General features: G+C 67.7%; 19 protein-coding genes. 2 read left to right on the top strand and 17 right to left on the bottom strand.

Annotated features, from left to right (window positions below; genetic code table 11):
• Positions 1-17 precede the first annotated feature (17 nt).
• From rpsH to rpsJ, 16 genes are all read right to left on the bottom strand, one after another.
• Positions 18-416, bottom strand: coding sequence for a 30S ribosomal protein S8 (rpsH, locus tag ACFXBC_RS12130; protein ID WP_164264452.1), 399 nt, complete (start codon positions 414-416; stop codon positions 18-20).
• Positions 417-652: 236 nt separating this feature from the next.
• Positions 653-838, bottom strand: coding sequence for a type Z 30S ribosomal protein S14 (locus ACFXBC_RS12125; RefSeq protein ID WP_024491590.1), 186 nt, complete (start codon positions 836-838; stop codon positions 653-655).
• Positions 839-840: 2 nt separating this feature from the next.
• Positions 841-1398, bottom strand: coding sequence for a 50S ribosomal protein L5 (gene rplE / locus ACFXBC_RS12120; protein ID WP_164264451.1), 558 nt, complete (start codon positions 1396-1398; stop codon positions 841-843).
• Positions 1398-1721: a 50S ribosomal protein L24 gene (gene rplX / locus ACFXBC_RS12115; RefSeq protein WP_164264450.1), complete on the bottom strand. Its 324-nt coding sequence runs from the start codon at positions 1719-1721 to the stop codon at positions 1398-1400. The genes rplE and rplX overlap by 1 nt, the downstream gene beginning before the upstream one ends.
• Positions 1722-1723: 2 nt before the next feature.
• Positions 1724-2092: a 50S ribosomal protein L14 gene (gene rplN, locus ACFXBC_RS12110; RefSeq protein ID WP_003966950.1), complete on the bottom strand. Its 369-nt coding sequence runs from the start codon at positions 2090-2092 to the stop codon at positions 1724-1726.
• Between the two features lie 111 nt (positions 2093-2203).
• Positions 2204-2488: a 30S ribosomal protein S17 gene (gene rpsQ / locus ACFXBC_RS12105; RefSeq protein WP_385022243.1), complete on the bottom strand. Its 285-nt coding sequence runs from the start codon at positions 2486-2488 to the stop codon at positions 2204-2206.
• Complete coding sequence (gene rpmC / locus ACFXBC_RS12100; protein WP_028812369.1) at positions 2488-2712, bottom strand: 50S ribosomal protein L29; 225 nt, start codon at positions 2710-2712, stop codon at positions 2488-2490. Before rpmC ends, rpsQ begins: the two co-directional genes overlap by 1 nt.
• Positions 2712-3131, bottom strand: coding sequence for a 50S ribosomal protein L16 (gene rplP, locus ACFXBC_RS12095; protein WP_164264448.1), 420 nt, complete (start codon positions 3129-3131; stop codon positions 2712-2714). The genes rpmC and rplP overlap by 1 nt, the downstream gene beginning before the upstream one ends.
• A 5-nt stretch (positions 3132-3136) precedes the next feature.
• Positions 3137-3982 carry a 30S ribosomal protein S3 gene (gene rpsC / locus ACFXBC_RS12090; RefSeq protein ID WP_385022238.1) on the bottom strand — a complete coding sequence of 282 codons (846 nt, stop codon included), beginning with the start codon at positions 3980-3982 and terminating at the stop codon, positions 3137-3139.
• Positions 3982-4329 (bottom strand): 50S ribosomal protein L22, encoded by a 348-nt coding sequence (rplV, locus tag ACFXBC_RS12085; RefSeq protein WP_006604878.1) that lies wholly within the window; start codon positions 4327-4329, stop codon positions 3982-3984. The genes rpsC and rplV overlap by 1 nt, the downstream gene beginning before the upstream one ends.
• Before the next feature lie 41 nt (positions 4330-4370).
• Entirely contained in the window at positions 4371-4652 is a 282-nt protein-coding gene (gene rpsS / locus ACFXBC_RS12080; protein WP_164264446.1) for a 30S ribosomal protein S19, read from the bottom strand.
• Positions 4653-4664: 12 nt separating this feature from the next.
• On the bottom strand, positions 4665-5501 hold the full coding sequence (gene rplB / locus ACFXBC_RS12075; protein ID WP_385022234.1) for a 50S ribosomal protein L2: 837 nt from the start codon (positions 5499-5501) through the stop codon (positions 4665-4667).
• A gap of 40 nt (positions 5502-5541) precedes the next feature.
• Complete coding sequence (gene rplW / locus ACFXBC_RS12070) at positions 5542-5865, bottom strand: 50S ribosomal protein L23 (RefSeq protein WP_385022231.1); 324 nt, start codon at positions 5863-5865, stop codon at positions 5542-5544.
• Positions 5865-6518 carry a 50S ribosomal protein L4 gene (gene rplD, locus ACFXBC_RS12065; RefSeq protein WP_385022228.1) on the bottom strand — a complete coding sequence of 218 codons (654 nt, stop codon included), beginning with the start codon at positions 6516-6518 and terminating at the stop codon, positions 5865-5867. The genes rplW and rplD overlap by 1 nt, the downstream gene beginning before the upstream one ends.
• A gap of 7 nt (positions 6519-6525) precedes the next feature.
• The gene (rplC, locus tag ACFXBC_RS12060; protein ID WP_385022225.1) at positions 6526-7170 is read right to left on the bottom strand and encodes a 50S ribosomal protein L3; all 645 of its coding nucleotides are present in this window, start codon (positions 7168-7170) and stop codon (positions 6526-6528) included.
• A gap of 13 nt (positions 7171-7183) precedes the next feature.
• Entirely contained in the window at positions 7184-7492 is a 309-nt protein-coding gene (gene rpsJ / locus ACFXBC_RS12055; protein WP_003948644.1) for a 30S ribosomal protein S10, read from the bottom strand.
• 541 nt (positions 7493-8033) lie between these two features.
• On the opposite strand from rpsJ, the gene ACFXBC_RS12050 reads away from it, so the two are divergent.
• A complete protein-coding gene (locus ACFXBC_RS12050; protein WP_385022222.1) occupies positions 8034-8942 on the top strand; it encodes a hypothetical protein in 909 nt (302 codons plus the stop codon).
• 96 nt (positions 8943-9038) lie between these two features.
• Here ACFXBC_RS12050 and gdhA read toward each other — a convergent pair whose 3' ends face one another.
• Complete coding sequence (gdhA, locus tag ACFXBC_RS12045) at positions 9039-10403, bottom strand: NADP-specific glutamate dehydrogenase (protein ID WP_385022219.1); 1365 nt, start codon at positions 10401-10403, stop codon at positions 9039-9041.
• Positions 10404-10649: 246 nt separating this feature from the next.
• On the opposite strand from gdhA, the gene ACFXBC_RS12040 reads away from it, so the two are divergent.
• The gene (locus tag ACFXBC_RS12040) at positions 10650-12785 is read left to right on the top strand and encodes a PIG-L family deacetylase (protein WP_385022216.1); all 2136 of its coding nucleotides are present in this window, start codon (positions 10650-10652) and stop codon (positions 12783-12785) included.
• Positions 12786-13053 lie beyond the last annotated feature (268 nt).

Raw genomic sequence — 13053 nt, 5'->3', positions numbered from 1 at the left:
TTTTCCTCCGTTCCCGACTACCAGACGTAGGCGAGGACTTCCCCACCTACGCCCTTCTTGCTGGCCTGCTGGCCGGTCAGGAGACCGTGGGACGTGGAGATGATCGCCACGCCCAGGCCGCCGAGAACCTTCGGCAGATTGGTGGACTTCGCGTACACACGCAGACCCGGCTTCGAGATCCGCTTGATGCCGGCGATCGAGCGCTCGCGGTTCGGGCCGAACTTCAGCTCGAGAACGAGGTTCTTGCCGACCTCGGCGTCCTCGGTCTTCCAGCCGGTGATGAAGCCCTCCTGCTGGAGGATCTCCGCGATGTGCGACTTGATCTTGCTGTGCGGCATCACGACGGAGTCGTGGTACGCCGAGTTTGCGTTACGCAGACGCGTGAGCATGTCTGCGATGGGATCAGTCATGGTCATGAATTGGCCTTCGGCCTCTCTCGCCGGGGTTTCCTGTATGCGCCATCCCTCTCCCCGCTCAGTGGCGGGACGGGTGCGGTGCGGGGACCTACGGCGTAGTAAGCGTTTTGTCAGCGGGCTGGGCCCGCGGGCGGTCGGGCGGCAGAGGCCCAACCCCGCAAGCCTACGGCATGCGGAGGAGGGCTTCTGCCGACCAGATGCTTACCGAGAGCCTCCGACAATTCCCGAAAGGGGAATTACCAGGAGCTCTTGGTCACGCCCGGCAGCTCGCCGCGGTGGGCCATCTCACGAAGGCACACACGGCACAGGCCGAACTTGCGGTAGACGGAGTGGGGCCGGCCGCAGCGCTGGCAGCGGGTGTATCCGCGGACGCCGAACTTCGGCTTGCGGGCGGCCTTAGCGATCAGGGACTTCTTCGCCACGGTCAGTTCTCCTTGAACGGGAAGCCGAGGTGACGAAGGAGGGCACGACCCTCGTCGTCGTTGGTCGCCGTGGTGACCACGGTGATGTCCATGCCCCGGACCCGGTCGATCTTGTCCTGGTCGATCTCGTGGAACATGACCTGCTCCGTGAGACCGAAGGTGTAGTTGCCACGGCCGTCGAACTGCTTCGGCGACAGACCACGGAAGTCACGGATACGCGGAAGCGCGAGCGACAGCGTACGGTCCAGGAACTCCCACATGCGGTCACCGCGGAGGGTGACGTGGCAGCCGATCGGCTGCCCCTCGCGCAGCTTGAACTGCGCGATCGACTTGCGGGCCTTGGTCACGGCCGGCTTCTGGCCGGTGATCGTGGTGAGGTCCTTGATGGCACCGTCGATCAGCTTGGAGTCGCGGGCGGCGTCGCCCACACCCATGTTGACCACGATCTTGACGAGACCGGGGATCTGCATGACGTTCTCGTACGAGAACTCCTCACGCAGCTTGCCGGCGATTTCCTCGCGGTAGCGCGTCTTGAGACGCGGCGCAGTGGTGGCAGTCATCAGATGTCCTCACCGGTCCGCTTGGCAACGCGGATCTTGTTGCCCTCGTCGTCAAAGCGGTAGCCGACGCGGGTGACGACCTTCTTGCCGTCCTTCTCCACCACCAGCTGAACGTTGCTGACGTGGACAGGGGCTTCGGTCGTCACGATGCCACCGGTCTGCGAACCACGAGCGGTCTGGCCGGCCTTGGTGTGCTTCTTGACCCGGTTGACACCCTCGACGAGGACACGGTTCTGCGTGGGGTAGGCGACGATGACCTTGCCCTGCTTGCCGCGGTCCTTACCGGTGATGACCTGAACCAGGTCGCCCTTCTTGATCTTCATGCTTACAGCACCTCCGGCGCGAGCGAGATGATCTTCATGAACTTCTTCTCGCGCAGCTCACGGCCCACCGGGCCGAAGATACGGGTGCCGCGGGGGTCGCCGTCGTTCTTGAGAATGACGGCGGCGTTCTCGTCGAAGCGGATGTACGAGCCGTCCTGACGACGACGCTCCTTGACGGTGCGAACGATGACCGCCTTGACGACGTCACCCTTCTTCACGTTGCCACCGGGGATCGCGTCCTTGACGGTGGCGACGATTACGTCACCGATACCCGCGTAGCGGCGACCCGAGCCACCGAGAACACGAATGGTGAGAATTTCCTTCGCACCCGTGTTGTCGGCGACGCGAAGTCGCGACTCCTGCTGGATCACGTCTGTCTCCTGATCGTCTGCCGGTTCCCGGCGGGGATTCCGTATACGTCATGCACACGGAACCCCCGCCGAGCCTGGCGGAACTGACCTGAGCGATGAGCTCAGGGATTCTTACTTGGCCTTCTCGAGGATCTCGACGATGCGCCAGCGCTTCGTCGCCGAGAGCGGCCGCGTCTCCATGATGACGACGCGGTCGCCGACACCGGCGGCGTTGGACTCGTCGTGCGCCTTGAGCTTGTTCGTACGGCGGATGACCTTGCCGTACAGGGCGTGCTTGACGCGGTCCTCGACAGCGACGACGACGGTCTTGTCCATCTTGTCGCTGACGACCAGACCCTCACGGGTCTTGCGGAAACCGCGCTGCTCAGTCGTCTCAGTCACATTCATCTCGCTCATCAGGCGCTCTCCACCGTCTCGATGCCCAGCTCGCGCTCACGCATCAGGGTGTAGATCCGGGCGATGTCCTTACGGACGGACTTGAGCCGACCGTGGTTCTCGAGCTGTCCGGTCGCCGCCTGGAAGCGGAGGTTGAACAGCTCTTCCTTGGCCTCACGCAGCTTGGCGACGAGGTCCTCGTCGTTCAGCTCGCGCAGCTCGGTCGCCTTGGTACCGGCCGCCATCACGACTCACCTGCCTCGCGCCGCACGATGCGGCACTTCATCGGAAGCTTGTGGGCGGCGCGGGTCAGCGCCTCCTTAGCGACCTTCTCGTTCGGGTAGGACAGCTCGAACATCACCCGGCCGGGCTTGACGTTCGCGATCCACCACTCCGGGGAGCCCTTACCGGAACCCATGCGGGTCTCGGCGGGCTTCTTGGTGAGCGGGCGGTCCGGGTAGATGTTGATCCAGACCTTGCCGCCACGCTTGATGTGGCGGGTCATCGCGATACGAGCAGCCTCGATCTGGCGGTTCGTCACGTACGCCGGCGTCAGAGCCTGGATGCCGTACTCACCGAATGCGACCTCAGTGCCACCCTTCGCCATACCACTGCGCTTGGGGTGGTGCTGCTTGCGGTGCTTGACCCTACGAGGGATCAGCATGTCGGTCAGGCCTCCGTTCCAGTGCTCTCAGCCGGAGCAGCGGCGGCGGGAGCCTCGGCCTTGGGGGCCTCGGCTGCCGGAGCGGACTGCTGCGGCTTGCGGCCGCGGCCGCCACGCTCGCCGCCACGGCCACCACGGCCGCCGGCTGCCGGACGGTCACTGCCGCCACCACGGGCCGGGCGGTTACCCGCACGGGCCGCGGCGTTCTCGGCACGGACCTCGGCGATGTTCTTGACATTGCCCTTGTAGATCCAGACCTTCACGCCGATACGGCCGAAGGTCGTCTTGGCCTCGAAGAAGCCGTAGTCCACGTTCGCGCGGAGCGTGTGCAGCGGCACACGGCCCTCGCGGTAGAACTCCGAACGGGACATCTCGGCGCCGCCGAGACGGCCACCGCACTGGATCTTGATGCCCTTGGCGCCGGCCTTCATCGTCGACTGCATGCTCTTGCGCATGGCGCGACGGAAGGAGACACGCGAGGAGAGCTGCTCGGCGACGGCCTGGGCCACCAGCTGAGCGTCCGTCTCGGGGTTCTTGACCTCAAGGATGTTGAGCTGGACCTGCTTGCCGGTCAGCTTCTCCAGCTCGCCGCGGATGCGGTCGGCCTCGGCGCCGCGGCGGCCGATGACGATGCCCGGACGAGCGGTGTGGATGTCGACGCGGACGCGGTCGCGGGTGCGCTCGATCTCCACCTTCGAGATACCGGCGCGCTCCATGCCCTTCGTCATCATGCGACGAATGGCGACGTCTTCCTTGACGTAGTCCTTGTACAGCTTGTCGGCGTACCAACGGGACTTGAAGTCCGTGGTAATGCCGAGCCGGAACCCGTGCGGGTTAACCTTCTGGCCCATTACCGGGTTCCTTCCTTGCTGCTGACGACCACGGTGATGTGGCTGGTCCGCTTGCGGATCCGGTAGGCACGGCCCTGGGCGCGCGGACGGAACCGCTTCAGGGTCGGGCCCTCGTCGACGTACGCCTCGGAGATGACGAGGCTGCCGGCGTCGGTGTGGTCGTAATTGTGTGCGGCGTTGGCGATGGCGCTGTCAAGCACCTTGCCAACCGGCACGCTCGCGGCCTGCGGGGCGAAACGCAGGACCGCCTGAGCCTCCGTGGCATCCATGCCACGGATAAGGTCCACCACGCGGCGGGCCTTCATGGGCGTGACGCGGATGTACCGCGCCTGGGCCCTGGCTTCCATGGTTGTCCCTTCGGTGTCGTTCATAGTCTTCGCACCCCGCCTTAGCGGCGCTTCGACTTGCGGTCGTCCTTGACGTGGCCGCGGAAGGTGCGGGTCGGCGCAAACTCGCCGAGCTTGTGGCCGACCATCGACTCGGTGACGAACACCGGGACGTGGATCTTGCCGTTGTGCACCGCGATGGTGTGTCCCAGCATGTCCGGGATGATCATCGAGCGCCGGGACCAGGTCTTGATGACGTTCTTGGTGCCTGCTTCGTTCTGTACGTCCACCTTCTTGACAAGGTGTCCGTCGACGAAAGGCCCCTTCTTGAGACTGCGCGGCATCTAAACCCGCTCCTAGCGCTTCTTGTTCGTCTTGCGGCGGCGGACGATGTACTTGCTCGAAGCCTTCTTCGGCGAGCGAGTACGACCCTCCTTCTGACCCCACGGGCTGACCGGGTGGCGACCACCGGAGGTCTTGCCCTCACCACCACCGTGCGGGTGGTCGACCGGGTTCATCACGACACCGCGGACGGTCGGGCGGACGCCCTTCCAGCGCATACGGCCGGCCTTGCCCCAGTTGATGTTCGACTGCTCGGCATTGCCGACCTCGCCGATGGTGGCGCGGCAGCGGATGTCGACCAGGCGGACCTCGCCCGACGGCATACGAAGGTGCGCCATGGCGCCTTCCTTCGCGAGCAGCTGGACCGAAGCACCCGCGGAGCGGGCGATCTTCGCTCCGCCACCGGGACGCATCTCGATGGCGTGGATGGTCGTACCGACCGGGATGTTGCGCAGCGGCAGGTTGTTGCCCGGCTTGATGTCTGCGCCCGGACCGTTCTCCACCCGGTCGCCCTGGCCCAGCTTGGCCGGGGCGAGGATGTAGCGCTTCTCGCCGTCCGCGTAGTGGAGCAGCGCGATGCGCGCGGTGCGGTTCGGGTCGTACTCGATGTGCGCGACCTTGGCCGGCACGCCGTCCTTGTCGTGACGACGGAAGTCGATCACACGGAAGGCACGCTTGTGTCCGCCGCCCTGGTGGCGAACGGTGATCCGGCCGGTGTTGTTACGGCCGCCCTTGCTGTGCAGAGGGCGAACCAGCGACTTCTCCGGCGTGGACCGCGTGATCTCGACAAAGTCGGCGACGCTGGAGCCACGACGGCCCGGGGTCGTCGGCTTGTACTTGCGGATACCCATTTCTCAGTCCTCGTCCGATTCCGGACGATCCAGACCGCCGTCAGGCGGTCGGACCGCCGAAGATGTCGATACGGTCGCCCTCGGCAAGGGTCACGATGGCGCGCTTGGTGTCAGCGCGCTTTCCGAACCCGGTGCGGGTGCGCTTGCGCTTGCCCTGGCGGTTGATCGTGTTGACTCCGGTGACCTTGACCGAGAAGACCGCTTCCACGGCCTGCTTGATCTGGGTCTTGTTGGAGCCCGGCGCGACGATGAACGTGTACTTGTTCTCGTCGAGCAGCGCGTAGCTCTTCTCGGAAACAACCGGCTTGACGAGGACGTCGCGCGGGTCCGTGAAGGTCTTGCTGGTAACGGTCGTCTCAGCCATCAGACGGCGCTCCCTTCGGTCTCAGTGGTGGCCTTGGGGCCAGACACGAAGGACTCGAAGGCGGCCTTGGTGAAGACCACGTCATCGGATACGAGCACGTCGTACGTGTTCAGCTGGCCCGGCTCCAGGAGGTGCACCTGGGGCAGGTTGCGGGCGGAGAGCCACGCGGCCTCGTCCGAACGCTCGGCGACCAGGAGCACGTGCTTGCGCTCGCTGACCTTGCCCAGCAGGGACTTCGCGGCCTTGGTGGAGGCAGCGCCCTCGACCACGCCGGAGACGACGTGGATGCGAGCGTTCTGCGCCCGGTCGGTGAGGGCTCCGCGCAGGGCGGCGGCCTTCATCTTCTTGGGGGTGCGCTGCGAGTAGTCACGCGGCTGCGGGCCGTGGACGACGCCACCGCCGGCGAACTGCGGCGCACGGGTCGAACCCTGGCGCGCGCGGCCGGTGCCCTTCTGGCGGTAAGGCTTCTTACCGCCACCGCGGACTTCGCCGCGACGCTTGGTCTTGTGCGTGCCCTGACGGGCCGCGGCCAGCTGTGCGACAACGACCTGGTGGATCAGCGGGATGCTGACCTTGGCGTCGAAGATCTCCGAGGGGAGTTCGACGGTCCCGGCCTTGTCGCCTGCCGGCGAAAGGATGTCAATGGTGCTCATCGGTTCCTCAAGCCCCCTTGGCCGCGGTACGGACCAGGACGAGGCCGCCGTTCGGACCGGGGACCGCGCCCTTGATGAGCAGCAGACCCTTCTCCGCGTCAACGGCGTGGACGGTCAGGTTCTGGGTGGTGACCCGCTCGTTGCCCATGCGGCCCGCCATGCGCATGCCCTTGAAGACACGGCCCGGGGTGGCACAGCCACCGATGGAGCCCGGCTTGCGGTGCACACGGTGGGCACCGTGGGAAGCCTTGCCACCCTTGAAGTTGTGGCGCTTCATGACACCGGCGAAGCCCTTGCCCTTGCTCTTGCCCGTGACATCGACCTTGATGCCGGACTCGAACACCTGGGCGGTGATCTCCTGGCCCAGCGTGTACTCGCTGGCGTCAGGGGTGCGGAGCTCCACCAGGTGGCGGCGCGGAGTCACGTCGGCCTTGGCGAAGTGACCCTTGAGGGGCTTGTTCACCTTGCGAGGGTCGATCTCGCCGAAGGCGATCTGGACCGACTCGTAGCCGTCGGTGTCGTTCGTACGGACCTGCGTCACGACGCACGGCCCGGCCTTGACGACGGTCACCGGGACGACCCGGTTGTTCTCGTCCCAGACCTGGGTCATGCCGAGCTTCTCGCCCAGGACGCCCTTGATGTTCTTAGTCATCTCGCGCGTCACCTCAGAGCTTGATCTCGATGTCGACGCCCGCCGGCAGGTCGAGACGCATGAGCGAGTCGACCGTCTTCGGCGTGGGGTCGAGAATGTCGATGAGGCGCTTGTGCGTGCGCATCTCGAAGTGCTCGCGCGAGTCCTTGTACTTGTGCGGCGACTTGATGACGCAGTACACGTTCTTCTCAGTGGGCAGCGGCACCGGGCCTGCGACCGACGCACCAGTGCGCGTCACCGTCTCGACGATCTTCTTTGCCGAAGAGTCGATGACCTCGTGGTCGTAGGCCTTGAGCCGGATGCGGATCTTCTGTCCCGCCATGGCTACTCAGTAGTCCTGTCTCTCGTAACGCTCTGGGACCCGGCAGGTCCTGCATCCGCCTCCGACCCACGCGGTCGGGCGTGTCGCATTCCCTCTTCGAAGATCTCCCGGAGGATTTCCCAGCAAAGGGGTGCGGGCCAGTGACCGCGAGCCGGGGGACGAACACCCACCGGGCGCCTGGTCGGCACCCCGCTGACACTTCCCGGAAGATTCCCGTACGTCCGCCTCAGCGCTGCCTTACGGCAGTTGGGGCGACGAGTACTGTGGGACTTGCTTCCAGTCCTCCCGACGGGAGGCGCGCAGCATCGGCACTCAACCGAGCAACCCCGATAGTCTGCCATACGGGTCACCACGGACGCCAATCGCGGCCGGAGACTGTACCCCAGCCCTCGCCACTGCGGCCGCGGGGCGCCTGGAGAACGAGGCAGGGGCGCCGGGCGAGGTTCCGGCAGAGACCGCCGGCGTCGCCTCCATCACCTCATCGAGTGAACCACGCCGGTTTGGCATATGCCAGGGACCTATCCCCCCCAGTCTCTTCTCCATGGTCAACTCATCACACGAGGCGATGCACCGCATCTTCCAGGAGGACCCGGGGATCTTCACCCGGACCTTCGGGACGCTGGGCATCCCGTTCCCCGAGGCCGTGGCCGTCTCCCAGCTGCCCACTGATCTCACCGAGACGAAGCCGCTGGAGCGCCGCCTCGACACGCTGTTACGGGTGGACACGGCCGGAGGCGACGGCTATCTGCTGGCCGTCGAGGCCCAGGGCAGGAAGGACCCGGCCAAATACAGCAGTTGGGCGTACTACCTGGCCCATCTGCACGCCAAGTACGGTCTGGGTCCGGTCCTGCTGGTGGTCTGCCAGGACGAGGCCACCGCACGCTGGGCGACCGGACCGATCCGTATCGGCCCACCGGAATGGCCCTCTCTCACGGTGCGCCCCCTGGTGCTGGGCCCGCACAACGTCCCGGTCGTGACCGAGGTGTCGGCCGCGGCCCGTGACGTACCGCTCGCCGTGTTCTCCGCGATCACACACGGTAAGAAGCCGTATGCGCCTGCCATACTGAAGGCGCTGGCACCCGCACTCAAGACCGTCGACCCCGATACGGCGACGATTCTCGCCGAACTCACCGAACTCGGCCTGGGGGACAACCCGGCCGCCGCGATCTGGAGGAAACTCATGGCCGCCGACCTCTCCTTCTTCCGTTCGGAGACCTCCCAGCGCCTGCGGGCGGAGGGTCGTGCGGAAGGGGAAGCCCAGGGTGAGGCGAAGGGCGAGGCGAAAGGTGAGGCGAAGTCCGTGCTGCGGATCCTTGACCGGCGCGGGATCGAGACCAGTCAGGCCGTGGCCGACCGCGTCACCAGCTGCACCGACCCGGAGACTCTCCTGACCTGGCTCGACCGGGCGCTCACCGCCACCACCGCGGACGACCTCTTCGTCGAGGACTGACCCGCCCGGCTCGCGGCAACGCCGCACATCGCACAGCGGACTGGCCCCGCTCCACCGGGAGCGGGGCCAGTCCCACCAGGTGTTTCAGCGGGCCCGTCAGATGACGCCCTGGGCCAGCATCGCGTCCGCTACCCGTTCGAAACCGGCGATGTTGGCGCCGGTCACGTAGTCGCCGGGGGCGCCGTAGCGTTCGGCGGTCTCGTAGCAGGTGTGGTGGATGTCGCGCATGATCTGCAGCAGTTCGTCCTCGACGCGTGCGGGCGTCCAGCTGTCGCGGGCCGCGTTCTGCTGCATCTCCAGGGCGCTGACCGCGACGCCACCCGCGTTGGCCGCCTTGCCGGGGCCGAAGGCGACCCCCGCCTCGCGCAGGACGTCCACGGCCTCCAGGGTGGCGGGCATGTTGGCGCCCTCGGAGACCGCCTTGACCCCGTTGCGTACGAGGGTGGCGGCGGCGTCGGCGTCCAGTTCGTTCTGGGTGGCCGACGGCAGTGCGATGTCGGCGGGGACGTCCCAGACGCTGCCGCCGGTGATGTACCGGGCGGACGCACCGCGGCGCTCCGCGTACTCGCTGATGCGGGCGCGCTCGACCTCCTTGACCTGCTTGAGGAGTTCGACGTCGATGCCCTTGTCGTCGATGACGTAACCACCGGAGTCTGAGCAGGTCAGGGCGTTGGCCCCGAGGTCCTTGAGCTTCTCGATGGTGTAGATGGCGACATTGCCGGAGCCGGAGACCACCGCGGTCTGGCCCTGTACGTCCTCGCCCCGGCGGCGCAGCATCTCGGCGGCGAAGTAGACGTTCCCGTAGCCGGTCGCCTCGGGCCTGATCGCCGAGCCGCCCCAGGAGAGGCCCTTGCCGGTGAGGACGCCGGACTCCCAGCGGTTGGTGATGCGGCGGTACTGGCCGAAGAGATAGCCGATCTCCCGGCCGCCGACGCCGATGTCACCGGCGGGCACGTCGGTGTGCGCGCCGATGTGACGGTGGAGTTCCGTCATGAAGGACTGGCAGAAGCGCATGACCTCGGAGTCGGAGCGGCCGTGCGGGTCGAAGTCGCTGCCGCCCTTGCCGCCGCCGATGCCCAGACCGGTCAGCGCGTTCTTGAAGACCTGCTCGAAGCCGAGGAACTTCACGATGCCGAGGTTCACCGACGAGTGGAAGCGCAGACCGCCCTTGTACGGGCCGAGCGCGCTGTTGAACTCCACCCGGAAACCGCGGTTGACGTGGACCCTCCCCCGGTCGTCCTGCCACGGCACCCGGAAGATGATCTGCCGCTCGGGCTCGCAGAGGCGCTCCACCAGGCTCGCCTGCGCGTAGTCGTCCCGCACGGCCAGCACCGGCGCCAGGCTCTCCAGCACTTCGTGGACTGCCTGGTGGAACTCGGGCTGGGCCGGGTTGCGGTGCTCGATCTCGTTGCGCAGGGCAGCGAGCTTGTCCTTCGAAGAACTCGTGGTTGGCGGTGTCACAGGTGTCCCTTCCTGTCGGGCGCAGACGGCGGCCGCCCGTGTGCGGCGGGCGGTCGTCCGCCCCAGTGTCTCCCCTCCACAATCGTCCCGGCGAGAACGCCTGTGCCCAGCCGTCCGGTTGCTGAGACGGGCGGTACGGAGGGGCGGCGGCCCGGCCGGAAGCAACCTCCGGTCGGAGAACCCCGTCAAGCAGACCGGGAGAGCACGGGAGGGCCCGTGCAGGGGAACGGACGGAGCACCTTCACCATGGGGATATCGCCGGGGATACCGCAGGGGCCAGGCCCCACTGACCAGGGGTCCGGCCCCTCCCGTCGCCTCGTGCTCGGTGGGCTGGGTACGGCTGCGGTGTCAGCCGCGCTCACCGCGTGCTCCGTACCCGAGTCGCCGCGCCGCACCACCGGCACCGCGGACCCGATGCCGGGCAAGGCGATATCCATAGCCAGGCATGACCGGCTGATGCAGATACTGGCTCACCCGGACGACGACATGTACTTCATGAATCCGGACACCCAGCGGATGCTGGACTCCGGGACCCCGCTGGTCTGTGTGTACGTCACCGCGGGCGAGGCCACCGGTATCAATGTCGTCGCGGGGCAGCCGCACCCCGCCCCCGACAAGCCCGCCTACTCGTCGGCCCGCCACCAGGGCCTGCGCCAGGCGTACGCGGTGCAGCTGGGCCTCCCGCCGTTCACCGCGTGGCAGAAGGACGTCGTCACCCTGCGCGGCGGGCGCCGGGCCGAGGTCAACACACTGGCGCGGGGCGCCCGCCGGGTCGAACTGGTCTTCCTCAACACGGCCATGCACACCTCGCACGGCCGGCTCGGCCTTCCGTCGCTCTGGACCGACCGGGGGCTCAACCTCCCGACCGTGGTGGCCGAGGGCTCCCCGCTCCAGGAGACCGACTCGTACACGTACGACGCCCTGGTCGACGTGCTCACCGGGCTGATGGTTCAGTACCGGCCGACCGTGATCCACACCCTGGACCCGGATCCGGACATCCAGCACAGCCCGACCGCGGTGCGCCGCAAGGACAGCGAGCAGGTCGGCTACTCCGACCACGCGGACCACACCGCCACCGCCTCGTTCAGCTGGGCGGCGATGATCCGCTGGGTGGCGGAGGCGACCCGGGGCAAGGGCGAGGTGCCGGCCTTCGTCGCCACCGCGTACCGCGGCTACTACAACCGCCACTGGCCGAAGAACCTGTCCCCCGGGGTGCTCGCCCAGAAGGCCGCGAATCTTCTCCCGTACGGCGGCAACGAGGCCTGGGAGTGCGGGAATCCGGGCGGCTGCGGCGACTACAACGTGGGTATCGGCCGACCCCTGACCAACAAGAAGGGGTGGGTCCGGTCCACCCACTACCGCTATCCGGGCCCGCGCCCCGTGCTCACCACCGAGGAGGAAGGGCGGCTCGTCGGGTACGGGGTCCTCGGCCTGCGCGCGGTGCGCTGGCGGGAGACGACGCCGGGCAGCGGGCAGTGGGGGCCGCCTGACGACCTGGGCGGCGGGCCGCTGGCCCCCACCCTCGGCGCGACCGCGCTCAAGGACGGCCGGCAGCTGCTGTTCGGGCTGCGCTTCTCCTCGATTGCCGGGCACGGATCGGCCAACACCCGCGAGATAGTGCTGCTCCAACAGCGCACGCCCGGCGGGAAGTTCGCGGCGTGGACGGGGCTCGGCAATCCGGAGAGCGACCCGGACCGGGGCCGCAGGACGGGCGTCCCGGTCGCGGTCACCGACCGTACGGGCCAGGTGCATCTCTTCCTGCGCGACGCCGCCCAGTCGATCAGCACCCGGGTACGGTCCACCGCGGGGAACTGGTCCCCCTGGCGGAGCCTGGGCGGCGGCCAGATACAGGACGGGCTCTCCGCCACGGTCGACTCGGCGGGCCTGGTCCATGTGTTCGCATCGGGCCGGGACACCGTGCACCACTGGGCCCAGACCACGGCGGGCGGACCGGTGGCGCTGCGCCCGGAACCGCTGCTGCCGCTCCCCGGCGACGTCCCCACCGCGGTCGCCGCGCCGGGCGGCGGGGTGGACGTGTACTACCGCAGGCCGGCGACGGCCGCGACGACCCATGTGCACCTGGGCGATGACCGCACCAGCGACCGCACCGGTGACCGCACCGGCGACCGCACCGGCGACCGCACCAGCGCCCGGTCCACGGCGCCCGCACTGCTCGGCCAGGACGACCGGGGCCGCCTCCAGCTCCTGCTGAACGGGAAGGTGCTGCGCCGCACCGACGGCGTCGTACCACTCCAGGGCGCCGCGCTGCTGGCCGAGGGCGCCAGGACAGCCGGGACCGCCGGGAACCCGGCCGGGCCGACCGTGGCCGGCCTCGGCCCGGGTGCGCTCCCCTGGCTGTGGCGGCCGGTCAGGGACGTGTAGCCGTACGGCACACCGCCCGGCCCCGCACCACCCGCTCCCCCGCACGCCCTCGTACGCGAACACACCCCGCGTACGCGAACAGAACCACGTACGGGAACACACCCGCGCAACACACGCACAACATGAACAAAACGAACAACACGCACACACAGAAGGGGCCCCCGGGCCCCCCCCAAACCGGGGGCGGGGGCCCCAGCGGGTTAGACGTGGGGGTTTTGTGCGCACAGCGGAAAACCCACAGTTGGTAATATTTTTTATTAGTGGGCAA

The organism is Streptomyces sp. NPDC059398 (assembly GCF_042751845.1).
In the GTDB taxonomy this organism is placed as follows: Bacteria; Actinomycetota; Actinomycetes; order Streptomycetales; family Streptomycetaceae; genus Streptomyces.
This window is presented reverse-complemented; position numbering and strand designations above follow the sequence as displayed.